The organism is Zhaonella formicivorans (assembly GCF_004353525.1).
In the GTDB taxonomy this organism is placed as follows: Bacteria; Bacillota; DUOV01; order DUOV01; family Zhaonellaceae; genus Zhaonella; species Zhaonella formicivorans.
Genome location: NZ_CP085524.1, coordinates 136,354 through 158,997, shown reverse-complemented (window position 1 = coordinate 158,997; position 22,644 = coordinate 136,354). Strand labels below are relative to the sequence as shown.

Here is a 22,644-nt window from a genome sequence, read left to right as displayed (position 1 = left end):
TCACCCCCCTATAATCTCATCGAGCAACCCTTTGGTCTCAGCTTCAAGCGCGCGGAGATCCGCTGTTATTTCTTCCAGGGAGCGAAGCTGAATGGGCTTGTAGAAATATTTCGTAAAGCTTATCTCATAACCGATTTTTGTCTGCTTTTCGTCTATCCATGCATCCGGCGCAAAGGGCTTTACTTCCTTCTCAAAGAAAGCTTCAATGCCACCTTTATAGGTGAAGGGTATCTGCTCGGCATCGGTCAGTTCTTTATCAGCAACAGGATTGCCTTTTTTATCCCGCTTAATCGAGCCGTCCTCGTTGTATGCAGGGCGCAGGACGGTTACTTTCCAATAACCGAATTCGTTATTGTTGAATATCTTGCTGTATTCGTTTTCCTCGAACGCCATGTAAAGATCTACAATTTGCCGGCGGATTTCAGGGGTGAGTTCACAGTTCTTATTCCCAAGGTTCTTTCGGAGCGGTGACTTCAGTGAAGTTGCATCAATAAGCTGGATTTTGCCTTTTCTGTGTTCAGCTTTGTTGTTTGAAAGAACCCAGATATAGGTGCCTATGCCTGTGTTGTAGAACATGTTTTCCGGCAAAGCGATGATCGCTTCCACAAGGTCATTCTCAATTAAATAGCGGCGGGCATTGCTTTCCCCGGAACCGGCGTCGCCGGTAAACAGGGAAGAACCGTTATGTACTTCAGCAATGCGGCTGCCCAGTTCTGTGGTTTTCTTCATTTTTGATACGTTATTCAGAAGGAAAAGCAATTGGCCGTCGCTTGTCCTCGGAATCATGCTGAATTCAGGGTCATCATCGAAATATGTTACAAAACGGCTGTCCATAATGTCCTTTTTGCCGCCCAGCTTCTCGGCATCAACCTTCCACGATTTTCCGTACGGCGGATTACTTAGCATGAAGTCAAACTGGTAAGAAGGAAACTGGTCGTTCGAGAGCGTAGAACCAAAAGCGATATGGTCGGCCTGATCCCCCTGCCCCTGTAGCAAAAGGTCGGATTTCGCGATTGCATATGTTTCAGGGTTTATTTCCTGCCCAAACAGGTGAATGGATACTTTTTTGCCTGTTTTTTCGGCGAGCTCCAAAAGGCGATCCTGCGCAACAGTCAGCATACCGCCGGTACCACAGGCTCCGTCATAGCAGGAATATGTGGCATCCTTGATTTTGTCGGCAATGGGAATAAAAATAAGGTCGGCCATCAACTCCACGACATCGCGCGGTGTGAAGTGCTCTCCGGCTTCTTCGTTGTTTTCTTCATTGAAACGGCGGATCAGCTCCTCAAAAATCAATCCCATCGTATGGTTGTCAAGCCCGGGCAGCCGTATTTCCTTCTTTTCATCGTCCTTATATACCGGGTTCGGACTCAGGTTAATAGTGGGAGACACAAACTTCTCAATAACGGCTCCAAGAATATCTGCATCCACCATTGTGTCTATTTGATTGCGGAACTTGAATTTGTCCAGGATCTCCTGAACATTAGGCGAAAACCCGTCAAGATAAGCTATAAAATCCGCCTTCAGGGTTTGTTTTTTTGCCCTTGAAGTAAGGTCGCGCAGGCAAAAAGGGGAACTGTTGCAGAAAGACTGCCCTGCGGCGTTGCATAAGGCGGCAGTCTGATTTGTGATGCCTGCTTCATCAAGTTTCTTTTTCATTTCAAGCACAGCCGGCTTTGTTTCTTCGAGAACCGCGTCAAGTCTGCGGATTACTGTCATTGGAAGGATGACATCACGATACTTTCCGCGCACATATACATCGCGCAGGCAGTCGTCTGCGATGCTCCATATAAAGCTGACAATTGAATTGTAGGTCTGGCTGTCCATATTCTCATCGCTCCTTACCAAAATTCTATATAAATAACGGCAGGAAATATCCTAACTCCGATTTTGGTGCATTTTCTCAGACTTTATCCGCAAATCAGCGGGCTTGTCCGCATCTTTTGGTATCGCCCAGGCCCAGCCCAGGCGCACAGCGCCTTTTACTCGTCCCTGCTCACATAGAACCTGAACTCTGCGCTGAGATATGTTCCATTTCTCTGCCGCCTGTTTTGCCGTAATGTATTCCATCTTCTGATGCCTCCAAGGAAAAATAATCCAATTAAAATTATATGCGAAGAAACGAATAAAAACAATATACTAGCAGAAGATTTCTGATATTTTATCACATCTATAAAACCCCCTGTTTTCTCCGCCCGTCTGCGGGAACATACCCAAATTATCCCAAATACCTATAAAGCCTTGCGCGGCAAGGCTTTACTCACTGTGTTTTCTTTTGAGCGATACCACACACTCCACGTGATAAGTCTGCGGAAACATATCCACCGGCTGCACTTCAGTGGTCTGATAGTCCAAATTGCTCAATATGCCAAGGTCCCTGGCCAGGGTGCCGGGGTCGCAGGAGACGTAGACCATGCGGCGGGGTTTTAAAGAAGATGCTGCTTCCAGCACAGTTCGGTCACACCCCTGCCGCGGCGGATCCAGTACAATAACCTCTGGTTTTATCCCTTTGGCTGCCAGCCTGGGAAGCACAGTCTCAACTGTACCCGCTTGAAACTCCACGTTTGTTATGCCGTTTTGTTCTGCGTTCTGCCTGGCATCCTCAATCGCTGGTTCCACTTCCTCAATACCATAAACCATCCTGGCTTTGCGGGCCAAAAAGAGAGAAATTGTGCCAGTGCCGCAATAGAGATCCAGCACTGTTTCCGTACCGCTCAGCTCGGCATACTCCAGAGCCTTGTTATACAACACTTCTGTTTGTTCCGGGTTGACCTGGAAAAATGAGGCTGCGGAAATTAAAAACTCCAGGTTCCCCAAACTCTCTTTTATTCGCTCAGCACCGACTAAGAGTCTAAAATCCGTACCCAGGACCTGTTTATAGCCTGGATTAATATTTTGCACTACTGAAACGATTTGCGGAAAACCTTTTAAGATTTCCTGGGCCATAGCCTCTCCGTCAGGCAGCACTGTGCCGGCAGTCACCAGTATTACCATAACTTCACCGGTTGCGCGGCTTCTTTTTAAAATAACATGCTTTAAAGTGCCCTCCCCCGTTTTTCGGTTAAACGGTACCAGCCTCCATTGGTTAAATAACTTTTCCAGTCCTGAAATTAAGGCTACAAACACTGGCGGCAAAAGGCTGCATTCCTGGAGAGGCACCAGCTCATGAGTACCCGGGCTGTAATAGCCAAGTTTCAGCTTGCCCTCTACCAACCCAGCATGAAGTTGAGCTTTGTTCCTGTAGTACCAGGGCTCCGACATGCCTAAAGTCTCATGGAGCTTAAAGTCTTGCAATTTACCGATGCGGATTAAAGTCTCCCGGACCCGCCGGGTTTTCTGTTTTAACTGCTCCGGGTATTCCAAATGCTGTAATTGGCAGCCGCCGCATCCAGCGTAATGGGAACAAGCAGGCTCAACCCTGGACGCAGAAGGTTTCAAAACTTTAAGTAACTCTGCTGAGGCAAACTTGCTTTTCAGCCTGGTCAATTTCGCTTCCACCAATTCCCCCGGCAAAGCCCCGGGAATAAAAACAGCCAGTCCTTCCAGCCTGCCTACTCCGGCGCCTTCATGGGATAGACCGGCTATTTCAATCTGATATGTGCCGCCAACTTGCGGTTTCACCTTTTCATCGCCTCCTGCTTTGCTGCGCATAGAAAAGCAAAGGTAGTGGTAAAAATAGAGGTATGCAATCCAAAAGCGGGGGAAAACAGATGACTGACATTCAAACTTGTGCTGACTTTGTAGCCAACCTCCAACGTATTCTAAAAATCCCCAGCGAATCTAGCCAAGAAAAATATTTCGACTTAAGCACGGTGAACACTATTGACAAAGAAGAACTTTTCCGAACGCCGGACCTGCCGGTCAATGACCCGGTTGAGCTGGCTTTTGAACTGCTACTGGTGGAAATAGAGAAAGAACACTTAGATAAAGTAATCTTTGGTTTCAACGAACTCTTTAAATCCTATCTTAGAAACTTGACTCCTGGTAACCAAAAGGAGCTCACCGACCATTATTGTAAAAGGATATTATATCTATTTCGCAGAAGCCTGAATACCTTCTGCTACAGCGAAGAAGTGTGGATATACTTGGGCAATTGTTTTTGCCCCATTAGCCTCTACCTTCTGGAGCAACAACTCTTGGCGGCCTGCGCTACTTTCTGGGAATACGCCTCCAAGATGGGGAAACTGGCTTTGAAACACGGATTGCACACCGATCGTCTCCAGCGCAGTTTACGCATTTTTGAAGTTGAGGCAGACGAACAAGGCTATAGCCAATTAGCTGCCCTAGTGAAAAATTTACGGCATAACCTGGAGAATTAGGAGGATTACTTTTGTTTGACACTTCAGCCTATAATCTTGTCATCCTCTCCTTGGCCGGAGGTTTAATCAGCCTGCTGGGCTCAGTAGGTATTTTTGTCTCATTAATAATCCAGCGCCGGGTGGAAAGGCTGCAGGAAATCCTGGAAGAACTGGTGGACCTCTCCTACCAGACCGAGCAAAATTTAACCAGCAACATCTACCGGCTCATCCAGAAATACCAGATGTACTATATTCTGCCCCACGGACCCAGTAAAACCATCATGCGTTACCTGGATTTTACCATGGCTCTGGTAATTATCAGCTGGTTAGGGCTTCTAATTTTAACATTCAAACCACCTTTCCAATACAGGGTTCTGCTCCACGTGCTGCCCATATTGGGGAGCTTGAGCCTGATGATCTACTACCGCAAGCTTTTGCAAAATGCCATTAATCCCTTGGAAAACCAGATGCTTAACGCCATTATTCCCCCACCTGTCCAACTGCGCAGTGTTTCTTTTCTTTCCAGGTACGTGAACGTTTCAGTCCGCTCTTTGCTGCAGCAAGCGCGGCTCAGAGTTGTTTTTCGCAAAGTAAAGCGGGGAAAAAGCTCCGGCCAGACCTGTTATGATGCGGAAATTGTCTTAAAAGAAGAGCTGTCCTTCGATGATTTTTTTTACTATTTTTCGTTTCCTTTACAAAAAAAGCCGCATACGCTTAAGCATTTTGTGGCTTTCGGCCACCTGCAGTTGCTTTTTCCTCCTGACCCGGTTACAGGCAAACCGGTTCCGGTAGGACGCAATGTAAATATCACCCTGGGCTGGTGCAACTGGGGGGATTTGCCTCCGGTGGAAGTAGAAGCCCGCCTTTTAATTTTTCCTTTAGGGGAGAAACACCCGATTGCTTACCGGTTTAAGCTGTTGGAGGAAAAAAGCTATTATGCCCCTCAAACTGATTATACCATGGCAGTTGACCGGGGAATAATGTTTACTGTAGATGACGGGCATATTGTAATCATCGAAGGAGAAGAGAGATTGCCTGCCTACGAACTGGCTAAAGACTGGTTTCAACTTAACCTGGGCCGAAGATATTTTGATCCGGAAATATCACAAAAAGAGCCGGTTGAATGCACAACAGAAGTTTATATTAAATGAAAGCGCTTTTGAAAATAGCACTTTCACATGAAGAGCCCGGCTTTTCCGCCGGGCTCTTATTATTCAGCAAGTATTTTAAAAATTACCGGCTTGTTGGGATCGGGGCAGCAAACCCGGGTTTCACCGGCATTTTTATCCCAGGGGTGCCTGCCTCCCAGTTCCAGAACTCTGAGGTGGGGCCACAGGCTGTGAAAGGCAGCAGCACAGAAATTGGCGGGACAGCGTTCAAAATCCACTTCAAAAACCTGCCCTTCCGTATGGCAGCTGCAAGGACCTATTTCGTCATGAGGCACTTTTTCTACTATGATTTTCACTTTTTTGGGCTGGTTGTATTTAACCCTGCAAGGCATTCGCGAATTCCCTCCCTGTTGTATCTAAATAATGATTCGCCCTTGGTTTCCTTTTTCCTTTTGATAAAGCTAAATAATTTTACACATAAAAAAACTAACCTGCCGGTTAGTTTCAGCTTGTAGACAAAGCCCGCATGTATTATTTTGTGCAGCGGTCAGGGGACACGCCTCTTATGCATGTTGTTCACTTTTGCTGAGGAATGTCCACAATTAATAAGCTCCTACGCCGTTGACCTTTGGCAAAGCCGCCAGCCTAGAGGAAACCAGTCCCGCTCCATAATACATGCGGGCTGAAAATAGTTTGTCGAGGGTCTGAAACTAACCTGCGGTTAGTTTAAATAAAATTTGGATTTTTCGCGGCCAAGAGGGCCAACATTACAAAGTTCCATAAACCATGGGCTGCTATGGAAGTGTAAAGCGAACCGGTACGTTCATACAACCAGGCCAGCCCGGCCCCGCCTAAAGCCAGCGGCAAAAAACGCAGCAGGTCAAAATGGAGCAGCCCGAAAAATCCTCCCGACAAAAGAACGGCTGCCGGTACTCCCAAATAGCTGCGCAGTACAGGGTAGAGGAAACCGCGGAAATACAACTCTTCCCCCAAAGGGGCCAGCACAACGCCCAACACAAAAAGCACAGCCAGTTGAGGCCAGGTGTTGGCATTAAGAACCAGTTGGGCGAAAGGCTGCAGTTCTGCCGTCACCGGATAAAACCGCTGCACAAAAATGCCGCTGAGCATTACCACAAGAAAAATCAGGACTCCTCCTGCCAAACCGGTAAATATATACCTGCCTAAATCTCGGGCACTAAGACCTAATGCCCTGCCTCCCGTATGATATCTTACCAATGCATAGTAAAACACTACGCCAATTATTCCCGCAGTTTGCAGGACGCTGGCGAAGGTGAAAAACCCCAGCGTAGACCACCTTATGCCCAGCGCCTTGGCGATAAACCCCATAGAATTGTTGATTATAAACACCAAAACCAGGGCAAGCATCGCATCGACCAAGCCCCAAGGCGGGCCGGGCCACCGGCGTTTAAGTGCCAAGCATATTCACACCTTTCTTAAGCGCTCTTATTCACATATTATAATCTTATTATGCACTTCTGGAAAAGAGTACTTGTTGATTTCCCTGTATTTATCGAGGTAATCCAGCACTGCCAAAATTAAAGTTGAATGGGACCAGGTCAAAGGAGCCACTGAGAGAGGTTCCCCTGTATAAGGATGTAATTGCTCGGGTAGGACACCGCTTTCCAAGGAATGGTCGGCAACCCAATCGAGAATGGTTTTAGCCACGTTCAATTCCTTTTCACTCTTAGCTATAGCTATATACCATTGGGCTAGCCATAAAGTGCAGATAAACCAAGGGTTGCCTGGCACTGTTTCAACGTCATGGCTTTTTTGGAAGTAGTAGTCATTGGTGTAGCGGGCGATGCCCCCTATTTCCGTCTTTACCCATAAACCATCCTGAATGGCCCGCATGGTTTGCACCACCCTGGGATCATCGGCAGGAAGGACTCCGAAGGCAAAGACCCCGAACAAACTGCTTTCCAAGGTCAAATCCGGCTTTAAAGTTCCATCCGGAGATACATAAACTCCACGGAGGAAACGCCCCAGTTCCGGGCTGTAGAGATGTTTTAAAATCGCGCCTCTCATTTCTTCCGCTGCTTGCTCATATTTATCCGAAAGGTAAAAATCTCCGAAAAGCTTGGCGAAATTGGCCGCTGCCATCAACCCTCCGTAAACGGCGGAAGCAGTAAAGGTAAACACTCCCCGCCGTTCCTCCCACAGGTCATAGCTTTCCTTGGGCAGCCCTGTGGCAGGCTCCCGGTAATCAACCATAAATTCAGCGGCTTTCCTGATTAATGGCTTGTAGAGAGTATCAATAAATTCAAAATCCTTATACCAGACATAGTAGTGCCACAGGGAAATGAGTACCAGGGCAGTCTCATCTTCCTGAATAGGCAGCTGGGCTTTGCCCTGATTATACCAGGGATGCCAGCTGGACCCGAGAGAACCGTCCGGGTTATATTTATGCAATAAGTATCCTTCCTCAGTCAGGACTTTTCGGCAAAACCTGTAGAAGGAAGTAGTGACTTCCGGGTAACCGGCTTTATCCAGAGCATGAGCTACCAGCGCCCCATCCCGGGGCCACATGTAACTGTAGTGGTCCCTGGCCCATTTTAGGATATCGCTGTCGTTGGCAGCGATTATGGCTCCTCCGCTGTCCACCTGGGTGCGCACAATCAGCAGGCTTTTTTTATAAAGATCAACTACCCGCTGCGGCAAGTCGGCAAATTCCCGCTCGGTTTTATTTACCCAGGTCCTCCAGTAATCAGTAATTTTACGCAGCAGTTTCGCAGGGGTGTTTTTCAAAACGTAGTTGTTCCCTTCCCGGACTTCGTTATAACTCCTGCCTACTGCTATCCAGTAATATAAATCCTGGCTGGCTTCAGGTTCCAAGTAGAGGCGAAAGCTGATGGTACTATCTACAGACCCCTGGGCAATAGGATTGCCTTCCAGCCTGCCGTCTTCTGCGTCCCGCCAAGTACCCTCTGCCCCGCCAAAGCGTTTAGTGCCCACGGCATATTGGTAAATGCCATCCTCCCCGACCTGCCCGTTTGTCAAAAAATAGCGGTTTCTTTTGTAATGATAGATCGCCTTTAACGCCGGATCATAGGCAGCTGTATCTCCCACTTCTGTGCCATCAATGCAAAAGTCGTGGGTAAAGAAGATCCTAATTTCCCGGGCCGAATTTCCGAGGTTAGTTACCCTTACTTTTTTTAAAAACAGGTCATGCCGGAAGTGGACAGCATCATTGATGGTGAGCTTTACACCCATTCCCTCATTAAATGCCGAACAGCTGGATACCAGGGTCTCGTCCAAATAACCAATATGACGCAGCCAGCTTTTCTCGTCTATCCAGGAAAATTTCCCCTCAACCCACACTCCAGTGCTGTTTCTGTTGCCTCCGATATGGTTTTCCCAGCCAATGTATGGAAAGTATAAATCCCTCATATTTAAACCTGCATCGAAATTAACCAGCATGTGCCCGTTGCCCAACACGATCTCCCTTGGCAAAGTCTCCTCTCCTTTCAGAGTATTTATGCTAACGGATCAAATAAACCTTTGTTTTCTGGACATAATAAATTTTAGCCAAACTCTCTTTACCATTATTCCACTTAACTTCGATTATTATAAAAAGCCTTTCTATAGTGCTTTTTCCAATTTACTGTAAGCGATTATAAACCAATTGCAAAAGGAGAATGAGAGTATGCTGACTTTATTAACCTTCATAATTATCCTGCTGTTCGTGGTTGTTGCAAGTTTCACCATCTACAGCATTCGCAACCAAGCTCAACCGGTCATCCAAAAAAAACCTTTGCTCGGCACTCAAGGCCATGGTTATGCCGATACCGAATTTGCCGAGGAAATTGATTTTCACCGGAGCAAAGAGGAAAGTGATTTTACTTGGGATGAACCGGATTATTTTTTGCCGACTTTGTATGGAGAAAGCAAAGCGGTGCTGTTAGTAAAGGATCCTTATTGGATTTACGCCTACTGGGATATCGGCGAGGAAGCTAAAAAGGAATTCGTTGAAACAACTAAAGACCCTGAGGTTTGGTCTAAATCCAGTCCTGTGCTCAGGGTATATAACGTGACCAATGAGCCACTCCACCGGGCGCCTTATTTCGATATCCCAATCCATGATGAAGCTGCCAACTGGTACATTAAAGTAGGAAAACCTAAAAACAGCTTTATAGTCGAGGTAGGTAGAACATTTGAGGGTAGTTTTTACCCCCTGGTTCGCTCCAACCAGGTTTCCACGCCAGCAGATGGAGTATCGGAAATCATCGACCCTGAATGGCCGCCGCATGAAATTGTCTGGCAGAGTTTACACTCTGCCTTGGGCCCTTCGGTTTGGCCCTCCGGTTCAACTCAAATGGAGCAGAAACATTAGAAAGGATGAGTTTTTTGGCTAAAGGCTACATGGCATTGGTTTTACATGCCCACTTACCCTATGTACGTCACCCGGAAAAAGAAGGATACCTGGAGGAGCGATGGCTGTATGAGGCTATCACCGAAACATATCTGCCCCTGCTCCATGTCTTGGAAAGGTTAAGTGAGGAAGGAGTACCTTACCGCTTAACCATTTCCTTCAGCCCAACTCTGCTGTCTATGCTAACCGATGAATTTCTGCAAGATAAATATCAAAAGCATTTAGAGATGTGCCTGGAATTAGCGGAGCGGGAAGTGGCCCGTACAAAACACGAGCCTCATTTTCATAATCTGGCCAAAATGTACCAAGAACTCTTGCAAAAAGCAAGCAATACTTATTTAGAACGCTATAAACGCAATATCTTGCAAGGCTTTAAGAAATTGCAGGATAACGGTAATTTGGAAATCATCACCTGTGCCGGTACTCATGGATATTTCCCCTTATTAAACCTTCAGCCCCAAGTCATTACAGCCCAGGTAAAACTAGCCATGCAAACATACCGGCAGCATTTTGGCAAAGTTCCGCAAGGAATCTGGTTGCCGGAATGCGGTTATGCCCCTGGCATAGATGATATTTTAGCCAAAGAAGGATTAGGCTATTTCTTTGTAGATTCCCATGGTTTGCTTTTTGCAACACCTCGTCCCCGTTATGGCATTTACATGCCCGTTCGCTGTCCATCCGGAACAGCAGTTTTTGGCAGGGATGTGGAATCATCGGTGCAGGTTTGGAGCGCCTCGGAAGGCTATCCCGGTGACTACGATTACCGCGAGTTCTACAGGGATATAGGCTATGATTTAGATTATGAGTACATTAAAGATTATATTCACCCAGACGGAATTCGCATCGACACAGGTTTTAAATATTACCGGATTACAGGCAAGGGGGATTGGAAAGAGCCTTACAAACCGGAATGGGCGCGGGAAAAAGCAGCCATTCACGCCGGCAACTTCATGTTCAACCGGCAAAAACAGCTGGAATTCCTGGCCTGCCACATGGAGCATGATCCTATTGTTGTTTCGCCTTACGATGCCGAACTTTTCGGCCACTGGTGGTTTGAGGGACCCCTATGGCTTGATTTCCTGTTACGGAAGGTGGCCTACGATCAGGAAACCTTCCGGCTTGCTACGCCTTCGGACTACCTGGCTGAGCACCCGAAACTTCAGCCCTCCACCCCCTGCCTTTCCAGTTGGGGCAATAACGGGTATAACGAAGTCTGGCTGGAAGGCTCCAACGACTGGATCTACCGCCACCTGCATCGGGCAGGTGAAAAAATGGTCCAGCTAGCTGATACGTTTATACAACCCGATCCTGTACAGAAACGGGCTCTAAACCAGGCTGCCCGGGAACTGCTGCTCGCCCAAAGCAGTGATTGGGCCTTCATCATGAAAACCGGCACGATGGTTGACTATGCCAAAAAGCGTACCGTAGAGCATATCGGGCGGTTTAACAGGCTTTATGAAAGCCTGCAGCGGGGAGAAATCGACAGGGCTTGGCTGAGAAAAATTGAATTAAAGGATAACATCTTTCCGGAAATGGACTATCGGGTTTACCGCTCTCACCAGGCGGAAGTGGGTAGCTTACAGCCATCAGCTATTTAGCAAAAAAGGTGCAGCACAAAACTGCACCTTTAATTCTGTGTTTTTTAGCTGATAGTTACAAGCACTGCAGATTATATCGTTTGATCGATGGACTGCTTCAGCTTCTCTTTTGGCATATACCCTACCATGCGGTTGGCAATTTCGCCGTCCTTGAAGATGAACAAGGAGGGAATGCTCATAATTCCATACTGGCTGGCGGTAAGCGGGTTTTCATCCACATTTAATTTGGCGACTTTCAGCCTATCTCCGTACTCCTGGGCCACTGCCTCCACTACAGGGGCCACCATCCGGCAAGGACCGCACCACTCAGCCCAAAAGTCAACTAATACAGGCTTTTCGGATTCCAGTACCTCTGTTTTAAAATTGCTGTCAGTTACTTTTACAATGCTCATCTTGAATTACCTCACTTTCATCATTGTGCTAAATATTTTTCCGCGCTGAGGGCGGCTATGCAGCCATCTCCGCAGGCGGTTATTACCTGCCGTACTCCTTTAACCCGGACATCGCCGGCCGCAAACACACCTGGAATAGCTGTCTGCATTTCTTCATCAGTTTTAATATACCCATATTGGTTCAAATCTAGTTGTTCTTTAAACAAGCCGGTGCGGGGCTGAGTACCGATGTAAACAAAAACACCGTCTGCTGCCAGCTCATGCATCTCTCCGCTGGCCAGGTCCTGATAGACAACGCCTTGCAAGTGGCCTTCTCCCAGAACTTTTTTAACATGGGCCCCCCAGATTATATCGATTTTCGGGTTCTTAAAAGCTTCTTCCTGAGCCGTTTTGGAAGCCTGGAAGTGATCAAATTCATGAATAATGGTAATTTTGTCGGCAAAGCGGGTTAGGTAGACCGCTTCTTCCACAGCGCTGTTGCCACCGCCTACCACAACCACGTGTTTCCCTTCGTACATGATCCCGTCGCAGGTGGCGCAGTAGTGGACACCCCGACCCCTGAATAGGTCTTCCCCTTCCGCCGGCAGCTTCCTTGGTTCTGCCCCGGTAGCGATAATCACGCTCTTAGCATAATATACTACGTCTTCAGTCTGAATCCTTTTCACCGGGCCATTTAAATCAACTTCCGAGACTTCTTTCAACTCTTCAATCCGTACTCCAAAACTCCTGGCCTGTTCAGCCATTTTGGCCATCAGCTCATTGCCGCGCACAACCTCACCGGTGCCGGGGTAATTGGCAATATGGTAGGTAGTTGCCGCCTGACCTCCTGCCAGACCTTCGTCAACAATGATGGTCTTAAGCTTAGCCCTGCCTGTATAAATACCGGCAGTTAATCCGGCCGGACCTCCACCCAGGATCAAGACATCACACTCTTCCACTGTCATATCCCTGTTTGTTTCATCGATCCCCAGGATCTTTTCCACAGCTTGCCGTAATTCCGCTTTCTTGATATAGCCGGTAAACCGGCTGCCGATCTCCTTACCGTTCTGGAAAAACAAAACTGTCGGGCTGCTCTTTACACCTAATTGCAATGCCAGTTCCCGGTTAGCCTGGCGCAAGATCTTTACAAATTTCATCTTGCTGCCGTATTTTTGGGCCAGTTTTTCATAAATGGGCGCCAGCTGGGCGCAAGGAGGGCAATCCTCCGAGTAAAAATCAACTGCCACCGGCAAGCTTGATTCTAAAACCTCTTGTTGAAAATCTGCAGCACTAATATAACTGATTAAATCACTCATTTTATCACCTCTATCCTAACTTGAGAAGTTCTTCCCGATAATACTCCATGCCCAGTTCCAGCAATTCCTTGATAGGCCGACAGTCAGGGCTCAAGATTATGCCATTCTTCTCTTTGGCCACCACACCGCAGCCGCCACCGCAGATCAGGCTGGTCGGGCAATCACGGCACTCTTCCATCTGCAGCACATTCCGGCCGGTCCACTGCTCAACCTGCTTCATGTCCAGCTGCTCTGCAGGATAAAAGGTACCCAACTTATATTCTTCCCGGCCACAGCTGGCGGTACAACCGTATATATCTCCGTACAAGTCGTAAACCCACTCTCCCTTGCATGCCGGACAGGTGTCAAAGCTGGGCAGAGAAGTTTCGCCTGTTAATACCAGATATTTCATGCCTTTAAACTGCGGCTGGTGAAATTTGCGCAAAAGCGGGTAATTTTCGCTCAACTTAACAACATTTTGCCAAAGCTCCAGCTGGGAAAGCAGTCCCTCGGAACAGTTAGCATCAATCAGTTCATAGTTTCTCCCGATTTGGGTCTTAAACCTCTCCTGGGGTAAATCAAGCCAACCCTTAGCATCCAATAGTTCAGCCAATTTGACCAGTCCCATCAGGTTGGATTTGTCTACCACAGTGCGCAAATTAATCGGAAAACCCCGCTCTACAGCTCCTGACAGACTTTCCAAGATTTTGTCAAAAGTTCCTTCTCGGCCCTTAGTAAACCTCCTGGCATCATGGGTTTCGCGGTCACCGTCCAAAGTAACTTGAATTTCCTTGATTGCCGCCTGACCAAGCAGATCCAGATATTCTTTAAGATCATACCCGTTAGTGACCACAGCCAGTTCATATCCCCGTTCATTGCAGCCGGCAATGATTTGCCTTATTGCCTCCCGGTGGTTGGGAGTATCAATTAATGGCTCGCCACCAAACAATGTAACGAATGGCTTAACCGGAGCCGAACCAAACTTTTTATCCACACTGGTGAAAAAAGCTTCAATAGTTGCGGAATCAATCAGCGCTTTTTTCTTTTTAATACCTTCCTGGAAGCAGTAAGTGCAAGCCAAATTACAGCCATAAGTCGGTATCAGAAACAGCTGTACCGGCGACTGAGCCATGGCCTCCTGAAACTCTTTATATTTGAAAGCTATAAGCTCATCTTCTTCTTCTTTGGAATCGAATACATAACCTCTGGACCTGAGGTATTCTATAAATTCCCTTTCCGGTTCACTGCCACTTACAATGTCCTCCAAGGCCCTTATTTCCGAAGCATCAGCCAAATCTACAGCGCCGGAAAGCGGATTGTAGAGCAAGTATTCCCCTGCTCTTACCCTATTCTCCAGAACCAGATTATATTTACTAACATAACTCACTTTCACTAACCTCCCTGCCGGAAGGAGGAAGCAAGGAGACAGAAGCTGCCCCCTTGGAGCTTACCCCTTGACAATCCCCCTTGTATAGGAAACTATCCACAGATTTTATGCAAGCAAAGTTTCCTATACAGCAAAAAGTGCTGCCGAACTGTACCCCAATCTTATCAGTCGTGGCACCCGGCAATAATTTTGGATGATTTGGAACAACACTGGGCTACTGTAAACTCATTTTTGCCGCAGCAGCAGCTTTGCTCTTTTTTACCTAGTTTGACCTGGGTTAGAGCTTTCATAGTCACACCTCCTTTCAGTTCCCTAAAATAACCGTCGCTCCTCTGCTACTCTCCCGGCTTAAATGCATGCAACGTACGGCTTGTCATTTTATGCCCGTTTTTTAGATAGGATCTGCTTTTTAAGGTATAAATATGTAGAAAACCTGCCATTTTAATTAGATCATAGTATGCTGCTGCCGGTAAAGCGCCGCCGTAACATTCCGCCCAGGCTTGGGGATCTTGCACTACTTCCGGAGGAAGGGGCTCTTCCGCCATTACATCGGAAATCACAAATCTCCCCCCTGGCTTTAAAACCCGGTAAATTTCCCGATAGGCTTGAAGCTTATTTAAACTGTGGTTAATGGTACAGTTGCTGATGACTAAGTCAATGCTTGCGTCCGGCAAAGGAATTTCCTCCAGAGCCGCCTGGATAAATTCCACATTCGCTACCGACTCTTTCCGGGCATTTGCTCTGGCTGCCTCCAGCATGGCTGGGGTTAAATCCAAGCCGTATACTTTTCCTTCCTCACCGGTTAACCGGGCCGCATTGATCACATCATACCCTTTACCGCACCCCAGGTCCAGCACTGTCTCCCCAGACTTGACCAGAGCATCATTTAAAACTGTGCCGCAGCTTAAGCAACCCTCAAGCCCCGCTTCCGCGGTATACCTGGCAATAATTGCTTCTCTGATTGCCTGTTCTGACACCATGTTAAACACTCCAAAATACCCCTTACGGGTATTATTTATGTATAATTATACTTATATTATATTACGCTTGCAATTGTTTTGGTAAAATTTTTGCTTCGATTTTATAATTTTTTTCTTTTACGTCAGCAAACCTGCCAGGCACTGGCGACTAAATTAATGCTTTGCGCATGGCGCTGTCTAACTGGGCCAAGGTGCTGCATTCCTCCATGCGGCAGTACTTGCGCAGCATTTTAACAGCGTTGTACCGCTCCCATTCGCTTTTTGCCAATGGATTCAGCCAAATGATGTCCTTGGCCTTGCCGGCCAACTTTTTAAGCTCTGCTGCGGCCAACTGAGATTCCATAGTTTTGGCATCGCTGACTACCACGATCACTCTATTTTTGCCCAAAAACCTGTGAAAGTTTTGCTGCAGTTCCTGTAAACTCCGGCCCACGTTGGTACCTCGACCGCATTCCTGTTTGGCCAACTGCAATTCTTTTTCCATGGTTTCGCTGTTTTTCAGCCCTGGACCTCCCAAAGCCAGCTTTTCGGCAAAAACAAAAGTGTCCATTTTTTGGAATACACGGTTTAAGCAGTAGCAGAACTGCAGTACAAAAGAGCTATACCTTTCCATGGAGCCGGAGATATCACATAAAAGCATTAAATCGGGTTTGCGTTGTCTTTTTTGGCGATATTTGATTTTAAATATAGTGCCGCCATGTTGAATGCTATGGCGGATGCTGTTGCGCAGATCCAGCATCCCGGCCCGGTTGGACTGCCGCTTCCTGCGGTTAAAGCCGTGGGAGAGCTTACGGGTTAATTTGTTAATAACCCTTTTTACCCTGGTCAAATCATCCTGGGAAAATAAGCCCATGTCCCTGCTTAACAGTTCCTCGTATTCCGGTAATTGTTGGCTGATATTAAGAAGTATGCTGTCCAGCTTCTCGTCGCCGGTAAACTCTACTGGAAGAACTTCCCCCATATGCCGTCTGTAATAGTCAAGCTGTCCCTTGACCAGCCCTTCAATCACCGGCAAAAAACGGGGAGAGACATTTTTGCCTTCCGAACTCCGGGCTAAAAACTCCTGTAAACCCTGCCGCTGTTCCCGGGTCAGCCGGCTGTACACAGCCTGCTCTTCCCGGGTTAAGTTCAACGGCTGATCTTGAAAAGACAATTCCGCATTACCTTTCCCTTGTTCAGAAACCTCACCCAAAGCAGCAAAGTAATCCTCAAAAGCTTGTTTAAAAAGCTTTTCCCCCCGCTGCTCCTTGACCAAGGTATAACGCAGGGCTTGATACACCTCACTTTGGTCGGCAAAATTGACCAGCAGCAATGCCTCCAGGGCGTCCGCCACTTCCGCAGCACTAACTTTTAAACCCAGCCCCCTAAGGACCAAGACGAACCTTAAAAGATTTTCCAACAAACCTTTTTGCTGACCCTGTTCCATCTTAAGCTAGCCCCCGCTCCCGTGCCATGCTGCAAAGCTCTTCGGGACCCAATTGGGTCAAAAAAGTATCCAAATCAGCTTTTTCTTTTAAAAGCAAATTGCAGGTTTTGTCCACCAGCTCAGGCGTTAAACCCCCCGCACCCAAAAGCAGCAATGCTTTGGCCCAATCCAGAGTTTCCGCGATGGAAGGCTTTTTTTCCAGCTCCAAACTCCTAATCCGGTTGACCGCTTTAGCAATTTCCAATGCCAAGCGCGCTTCAATACCGGACACCTTGGCCCGGATAATGGCCACCTCTTTTTCCACCTCGGGGTAATCCATATATAAAAAAATGCAGCGTCTTTTGAGGCCATCGGAAAGCTCCCTTTCCCCGTTGCTGGTCAATACCACTATGGGAACCTGTTTGGCTTGCAGAGTGCCTAGCTCAGGGATAGAAACCTGAAAATCGGAAAGCACCTCAAACAGAAAGGCCTCAAACTCTTCATCGGTTTTATCAACTTCATCGATTAAAAGTACCGGTTTTTTAGGGGCCAGCAGAGCTTTTAAAAGGGGCCTGGGTAAAAGGTAGTCCTCCGAGAACAAATCTTGCTCCTTCCCTCCGGCCAATCCATGCTCCTTTGCCAGTTGAATAGCCAAAAGCTGCTTTTGATAATTCCATTCGTAGAGCGCCTTGTTTTCATCAAGCCCTTCGTAACACTGCAGCCTGATTAATTCCGTCTGGAAAATGGCGCTTAAGACCTTAGCCAGTTCCGTTTTACCCACACCAGGGGCGCCGGTAACTAGGAGCGGCTTTTCCAAATGGAGCGCCAGGTACACAGCCATTACAATATCGTCTCCGCAAATATATCCTGCCCCTTTCAATGCTTCTTTTAACCACGGCAACGTAATTTGCATCTATTTACCCCCTTCAATGATTATTAGCCTTTAGCTGTTAGATCCAATATATTCGCCGTTCAAACACCAAATCTTCTTTAAAACAAAAAAAAGAGCGCCGGTGCGCTCTTTGGATTACTGCTTTTGGCTCTTCACCATTTCCTGGATCTTTTTAGCATAAAAGTTAGTCAATTCTTCAGCAACCTCCTGACTCATGCCTTCCCCATATACCTGGTAAACGGGTTCCTCCACATGAGGCAGCACCAATGCCCAACCATTTTCCCGCTGGATTTTAATGCCGTCAATTAAATCGATATTATCACCCTGATGCTCGCTGATGAGGCTCCGCATCACTTTACCTTTGGCTTCCCATGGGCAAGGCGTCGTCTGCACATGCGTAAAATATTCGGGGATTGAGGTAGACAATTCCGACAGCCGGGTATGTTCCTGGGCCAAAAAATCAAGAAGTTTAACCAGCGACTGAACAGCATCAAACTGGAAAGCTGCCTGTTGGTATTTGCCCTGTTGTTCCATAATTTCGGGGCTAAAGACTTTTTCCAAAAGAAAGTTGTGGGCCGTCTTAGTTCTAAGCACCTTCCCGTTATAACGGGCAGCCAGCTTATCGATGACTGAAGGGGCGGTCACTGGAACAGCTACAGTAGCTCCCGGTTTCGACCTGAAAATAACCAGGGACATTAAAACCATCAGCCGCTCTTCATCTACCGGTTTACCTTCATCATCGATGAGGAAGAGCCTCTCCCCGTTATTATCCATAATTACTCCCAGGTCAGCCCGCTGGTGAATCACTTCAGCGGCAAGAAAAGAATGCAAGTCCTTGACCCGTTCAAAAGTCTTCAGTTCATGGTCAAAGCTGGTATCGAAGGGTATGCTTTTTATACCCAATTGTTCCAGCAAATTAGGCAGCATCAAACGCAAGTTGGGCAGCTCATAATCGATAACAATTTTAAAGCGGGCGCCGCGAATAGCTGCCCCGTCTACGGCACTGACCACATAATCCCGGTAGGATTCTTTGAAGCGGGGAAAATAGTTGATAACTCCGATCTTACCTTCAGCAGCCCGGCGATACTCCTCCCGCCAGAAAGCATTTTCCACTTTGCGCTCCGCCCCACGGTTAAAATCTATGCCGCGGTCGTCAACAAATTGCATCCATACTTTTTCAGGATCCCGGGTATCCAATTTTACATGCATACCTCCCGCCGCCCCCAAAGAGCGAACTGCAAAGCGGTGCACCGGCATGGTTACCGGGCCCAGATCGCACACCTCTACCCCGGCACTTACTATACCGGCAATAAGTGCAGTCTTCAGCATCTGGGTAGCGGCATAGCCGTCAGAGCTGACAGCTACCTTTTGTTCAGTGCTCAGGGTACTGCCATAGGCAGCACCTAGCTTTGCGGCAAATTCAGGGGTAATATCCCAGTTGGCAGTACCGGATATCCCTTCTACCCCGAAAAGGTTTCTATTTCCTTTTGTTCCCCAGACCAGGCTGGAGTTCAAAGTAATCCCCTGATTAAGCTGTTTGTGGGGCCAGACTTTAACCTCGGGTTTAATCACGCTGTTTTCAGCAACGCTTGTTTCATCCCCGATAACTGCTCCTTCGTATACCTGGGATTTTGCTTTTAGAATTACCCGGTTGCAAAGCACGGCTCCTCTTACTTCCGTAAAATTTGCCAAGTAGACACCATCCCAGAGAACCGCTTTTTTAAGGCTTGCCCCCTCGCCGACTTTGCAGTTATTACCGATTACCGTATAAGAGTCAATAGTAGCCCCAGGACCAACTTTAACATAATCGCCTAGAATCAGCGGGCCCCGCAGCCTGGCACCCGGACTTAAGTCCACCCCTTTTCCCAGCCAAATGCCATCGCCTTGGTAGGTGGCTTTCAAATCCACCGCCACCCGGCCATCCAGGATATCATAATGGGCCTGTTGATACTGCTGGAGATTGCCGATATCACACCAATACCCAGGCAGAACACAGCCATATAATGGTCTGTTTTCCCGTAAAAGCTTGGGAAACAGGTCCTTGCTAAAGTCATACATGGTGCCTTCCGGGATATACCCTAAAACCTCAGGCTCCAACACGTATATGCCGGTATTCACCTGATCGCTGAATACCTCGCCCCAACCCGGCTTCTCCAGAAATTTCTCAATTCGCCCGTCGGGGAAAGTCAACACCACACCGTACTCCAGTGGGGTGTCCACAGCAGTCAATACTAAAGTTGCCAGCGCCCCTCTATCCCGGTGAAATTTAACCGCTTCCAACAGGTTGAGATCGGTTAGAGCATCGCCGCTGACGACCAGGAAAGTTTCATCCAAAAACTCCTGGGCATTTTTTACGCTGCCGGCCGTTCCCAGCGGCTTTTCTTCCACAAAGTAACGGAGCTCGACTCCAAACTGACTGCCGTCTCCAAACCAGTCCTGTATAGCTTCGGGCAGGTATTGGAGAGTAACTCCGATTTCCGTGATACCGCACCTTTTTAAAAGCTCAACTGCATACTCCATTACCGGACGGTTAGCCACCGGCACCAAAGGTTTCGGCCTGCCGCAGGTTAAAGGCCGTAAGCGGGAGCCTTCACCCCCGGCCATAATAATGGCTTTCACTGCCAATTCCTCCTTTCCGGCCTGCTAAAAGAGCCGGCCCGTCTTTCCACCAGGCTATAGCGCTCTGGGGCCGTATAATTTTGTTCTTGTTCCCCAGGCTCCGGCCTATCGCCAGGTGCCACGTTGTTCTCCTTGTACCAAGGGCTCTGCAAATATTCATCCCGTACCTGGCGGTAGACTTGGATAGTACGTTCGGCGATTTTGTCCCAGCTGTAAACTTCCTCTATCAGCCGTTTGCCGTTCTTTTTCAATTCCTGACGCAGCACTTCATTTTGCAATGCATGAAGAATATTGTAGGCCAATGATTCCGCATTGCCGGGATAGGCCTTTAAGCCGTTTACTCCATGGGTAACAATTTCACCCATGCCGCCTGTATCCGACACTACCACAGGTACTCCGGCAGCCATTGCTTCCAGAGCCACAATGCCAAATGGTTCATATAAACTGGGAAAAACAGCTACACTGGCCTGTTGGTAAAGAGCGCCCTTGGTTGCATCATCGATATAGCCTAGGAATTCGACCTTATGTTCTAAACCCATCAACCTAGCTTGATATTTAAGCTGATCTTCCATTGGACCCGTGCCGGCAATAACAAAACGAGCTGCCGGTTCCCTGGCCAGGATGGCGGGAGCAGCATCCAACAGCACCTGTACCCCTTTTTCTCTTACTAAACGCCCCACAAAAAAAATAATCTTGCCATCCCCAAAGCTGATATTGTACAGGCCTGCTTTAAACTTCTTCCAGTCTACCCCGTTAGGTATAACTTGTATTTTGTCATCGGGCAGTCCAAAAAGTCCTTTGACTTCGCGGCGCATATGCTCGCTGCAGGCAATAACTTTCCAAGACTCATATGTCAGCCACCACTCAATACTATTGATGTAGCGCTGGTCATCATTATGCAGTCCCTGGTTACGCCCGGCTTCGGTAGCATGAATGGTGGCCACCAGCGGTGTAACATAAGCATGTTTTAATACCCGTCCCGCATAACCTACCAACCAATCATGGGCGTGGAGCAAATCGTAAGTTTTATACTGTTTAAACAGTTTTATAGCTTCTTCAACCATCCTGAAATTGAGCTGGTGTACCCAGGATAAAAAATTGGGAGCGGAAATATTGTAAGGCTCTATCCGGTAGACAAATACTCCGTTTCTCTTCTCCATCCGGGAACCATCCGGTGAACCGACGGATAAAACATGAATTTCCAGTTCTTTGGCAACTAGAGCTTCCGACAATTCTTCCACGTGCTTAGCCAGACCGCCTACACTGTGTGGCGGGTACTCCCATGACAACATCAATACCCGGATATTCACCACTTCCTTCCGTAATCCGAAATTACCACAGTTATTAGTTTTTCAATCCGGGACTGCTTTTATTCCATCTCTGCCCAAACAACTTTTTTGAAGCCAAGTATGTTTGCTAATATAAGGAAATTAAAAAGCAGACCTTCTACAGTCTGCCCTGAGCTTGTATTAAAGCATAAAAAATTTACCACAGTCCAGTCGAACCTGCTACGGTCTGCTTACTTTTGTTCAAATGTATGGCATTGAGTATATTTTTTCCCTTGAGCCGATATCCCGCCACCATCTACATTTACTTCGATTGCTGAAGCATCACAATGCTCATCATGCCAGTACCTGCAGTTAGAAACAGTGCATTTGATGTTGCTGTTATGCGGCAACTTTATCACCTCCATCACTATTGTTCGAAAAACAACTATCATTTATGCATGAAAAAACAAAAAAACGCAGCTACGCAAGCTGCGCAATGTTAAATTTGCTGACCGTTGTGAACCTCAAAGCTCCAGTTTAATCCATTATTGTTATCCCAGTTGTTGGCACTGTCTTTGAAACAAAAGTTAAAACGGCTGCCATCATTGATCTTAATTTTTTTGGCAAAACCTCTTTCTGTCCACTCCATTTTGATATCCTGCACATTATGCCAGTTGTTGGCGTCGCCATACCCGCAGTGCATCCATACTTGATCAGCCCCGCTTTGCGGCAATAAACCGTAGTAAAGAACAGTAATCTCTTCCCCCAAGGTAATAGGTATAGGATCGACTACTACTCCACCTGGGTAATTGGCCTCCCGCATTCCCAACAGCCGCATATCACCGTCATCAAAATTGCTGCGTCTATGGTCAGTCATCAAGAAATACCTCCTCAATTTCTAAAGTGGACTATAGTTAGTATTTAAAAATTGCGGAGGTATTATGTTTTAACGCAATAAGGCTTTTTTGGAGTTTTTTGTAGTATTATGTAATAGATCCACTTTTTGTTATTTCATAGGCGACGCTGCTATTT

General features: G+C 47.3%; 21 protein-coding genes. 4 read left to right on the top strand and 17 right to left on the bottom strand.

Annotation, left to right across the window (positions count from 1 at the left end; genetic code table 11):
* The 3 genes from EYS13_RS00680 to rlmD all read right to left on the bottom strand — a co-directional run bounded on the left by EYS13_RS00680 (nucleotide 1) and on the right by rlmD (nucleotide 3,621).
* Entirely contained in the window at nucleotides 1-1,827 is a 1,827-nt protein-coding gene (locus tag EYS13_RS00680) for a type I restriction-modification system subunit M (protein WP_227764983.1), read from the bottom strand.
* Nucleotides 1,828-1,878: 51 nt separating this feature from the next.
* Entirely contained in the window at nucleotides 1,879-2,070 is a 192-nt protein-coding gene (locus EYS13_RS00675) for a MerR family transcriptional regulator (protein WP_227764981.1), read from the bottom strand.
* Between the two features lie 186 nt (nucleotides 2,071-2,256).
* The gene (gene rlmD / locus EYS13_RS00670; RefSeq protein WP_227764980.1) at nucleotides 2,257-3,621 is read right to left on the bottom strand and encodes a 23S rRNA (uracil(1939)-C(5))-methyltransferase RlmD; all 1,365 of its coding nucleotides are present in this window, start codon (nucleotides 3,619-3,621) and stop codon (nucleotides 2,257-2,259) included.
* An 89-nt stretch (nucleotides 3,622-3,710) separates the two neighbouring features.
* Between rlmD and EYS13_RS00665 the strand changes: the two genes are divergently transcribed.
* Both EYS13_RS00665 and EYS13_RS00660 read left to right on the top strand, forming a co-directional pair.
* The gene (locus tag EYS13_RS00665) at nucleotides 3,711-4,319 is read left to right on the top strand and encodes a hypothetical protein (RefSeq protein WP_227764978.1); all 609 of its coding nucleotides are present in this window, start codon (nucleotides 3,711-3,713) and stop codon (nucleotides 4,317-4,319) included.
* 11 nt (nucleotides 4,320-4,330) lie between these two features.
* On the top strand, nucleotides 4,331-5,449 hold the full coding sequence (locus EYS13_RS00660; RefSeq protein ID WP_227764976.1) for a hypothetical protein: 1,119 nt from the start codon (nucleotides 4,331-4,333) through the stop codon (nucleotides 5,447-5,449).
* A 59-nt stretch (nucleotides 5,450-5,508) separates the two neighbouring features.
* On the opposite strand, the gene EYS13_RS00655 is transcribed toward EYS13_RS00660, so the two are convergent.
* The 3 genes from EYS13_RS00655 to EYS13_RS00645 form a co-directional block, all read right to left on the bottom strand.
* Nucleotides 5,509-5,799 carry a TIGR04076 family protein gene (locus EYS13_RS00655; RefSeq protein WP_227764974.1) on the bottom strand — a complete coding sequence of 97 codons (291 nt, stop codon included), beginning with the start codon at nucleotides 5,797-5,799 and terminating at the stop codon, nucleotides 5,509-5,511.
* Nucleotides 5,800-6,133: 334 nt separating this feature from the next.
* Nucleotides 6,134-6,844 carry a CPBP family intramembrane glutamic endopeptidase gene (locus EYS13_RS00650; RefSeq protein WP_227764972.1) on the bottom strand — a complete coding sequence of 237 codons (711 nt, stop codon included), beginning with the start codon at nucleotides 6,842-6,844 and terminating at the stop codon, nucleotides 6,134-6,136.
* Between the two features lie 27 nt (nucleotides 6,845-6,871).
* Complete coding sequence (locus EYS13_RS00645) at nucleotides 6,872-8,878, bottom strand: glycoside hydrolase family 15 protein (RefSeq protein WP_227764970.1); 2,007 nt, start codon at nucleotides 8,876-8,878, stop codon at nucleotides 6,872-6,874.
* Between the two features lie 193 nt (nucleotides 8,879-9,071).
* Between EYS13_RS00645 and EYS13_RS00640 the strand changes: the two genes are divergently transcribed.
* Nucleotides 9,072-9,758 (top strand): DUF4912 domain-containing protein, encoded by a 687-nt coding sequence (locus EYS13_RS00640; RefSeq protein WP_227764967.1) that lies wholly within the window; start codon nucleotides 9,072-9,074, stop codon nucleotides 9,756-9,758.
* 5 nt (nucleotides 9,759-9,763) lie between these two features.
* Entirely contained in the window at nucleotides 9,764-11,395 is a 1,632-nt protein-coding gene (locus tag EYS13_RS00635; protein WP_423055290.1) for a glycoside hydrolase family 57 protein, read from the top strand.
* A 71-nt stretch (nucleotides 11,396-11,466) separates the two neighbouring features.
* Here EYS13_RS00635 and trxA read toward each other — a convergent pair whose 3' ends face one another.
* The 11 genes from trxA to EYS13_RS00585 all read right to left on the bottom strand — a co-directional run bounded on the left by trxA (nucleotide 11,467) and on the right by EYS13_RS00585 (nucleotide 22,489).
* Entirely contained in the window at nucleotides 11,467-11,787 is a 321-nt protein-coding gene (gene trxA, locus EYS13_RS00630) for a thioredoxin (protein ID WP_227764964.1), read from the bottom strand.
* A gap of 20 nt (nucleotides 11,788-11,807) precedes the next feature.
* Nucleotides 11,808-13,082 carry a thioredoxin-disulfide reductase gene (gene trxB / locus EYS13_RS00625; RefSeq protein ID WP_227764962.1) on the bottom strand — a complete coding sequence of 425 codons (1,275 nt, stop codon included), beginning with the start codon at nucleotides 13,080-13,082 and terminating at the stop codon, nucleotides 11,808-11,810.
* Between the two features lie 10 nt (nucleotides 13,083-13,092).
* Nucleotides 13,093-14,448 (bottom strand): radical SAM/SPASM domain-containing protein, encoded by a 1,356-nt coding sequence (locus tag EYS13_RS00620; RefSeq protein ID WP_227764960.1) that lies wholly within the window; start codon nucleotides 14,446-14,448, stop codon nucleotides 13,093-13,095.
* Nucleotides 14,449-14,612: 164 nt separating this feature from the next.
* Complete coding sequence (locus EYS13_RS16145; RefSeq protein ID WP_265332396.1) at nucleotides 14,613-14,738, bottom strand: hypothetical protein; 126 nt, start codon at nucleotides 14,736-14,738, stop codon at nucleotides 14,613-14,615.
* A gap of 45 nt (nucleotides 14,739-14,783) precedes the next feature.
* Nucleotides 14,784-15,428: a methyltransferase domain-containing protein gene (locus tag EYS13_RS00615; protein WP_227764959.1), complete on the bottom strand. Its 645-nt coding sequence runs from the start codon at nucleotides 15,426-15,428 to the stop codon at nucleotides 14,784-14,786.
* 148 nt (nucleotides 15,429-15,576) lie between these two features.
* Complete coding sequence (locus tag EYS13_RS00610) at nucleotides 15,577-16,854, bottom strand: vWA domain-containing protein (protein WP_227764956.1); 1,278 nt, start codon at nucleotides 16,852-16,854, stop codon at nucleotides 15,577-15,579.
* Between the two features lies 1 nt (nucleotide 16,855).
* Nucleotides 16,856-17,746, bottom strand: a complete 891-nt coding sequence (locus EYS13_RS00605) for an AAA family ATPase (protein ID WP_227764954.1) — start codon at nucleotides 17,744-17,746, stop codon at nucleotides 16,856-16,858.
* A gap of 114 nt (nucleotides 17,747-17,860) precedes the next feature.
* Nucleotides 17,861-20,344 (bottom strand): mannose-1-phosphate guanyltransferase, encoded by a 2,484-nt coding sequence (locus EYS13_RS00600; RefSeq protein WP_227764952.1) that lies wholly within the window; start codon nucleotides 20,342-20,344, stop codon nucleotides 17,861-17,863.
* Entirely contained in the window at nucleotides 20,341-21,654 is a 1,314-nt protein-coding gene (locus tag EYS13_RS00595; protein WP_227764950.1) for a glycosyltransferase family 4 protein, read from the bottom strand. The genes EYS13_RS00600 and EYS13_RS00595 overlap by 4 nt, the downstream gene beginning before the upstream one ends.
* A 209-nt stretch (nucleotides 21,655-21,863) precedes the next feature.
* Nucleotides 21,864-22,022, bottom strand: coding sequence for a DUF1540 domain-containing protein (locus EYS13_RS00590; RefSeq protein ID WP_227764948.1), 159 nt, complete (start codon nucleotides 22,020-22,022; stop codon nucleotides 21,864-21,866).
* An 89-nt stretch (nucleotides 22,023-22,111) separates the two neighbouring features.
* On the bottom strand, nucleotides 22,112-22,489 hold the full coding sequence (locus EYS13_RS00585) for a carbohydrate-binding protein (protein WP_227764946.1): 378 nt from the start codon (nucleotides 22,487-22,489) through the stop codon (nucleotides 22,112-22,114).
* Between the last annotated feature and the right edge of the window lie 155 nt (nucleotides 22,490-22,644).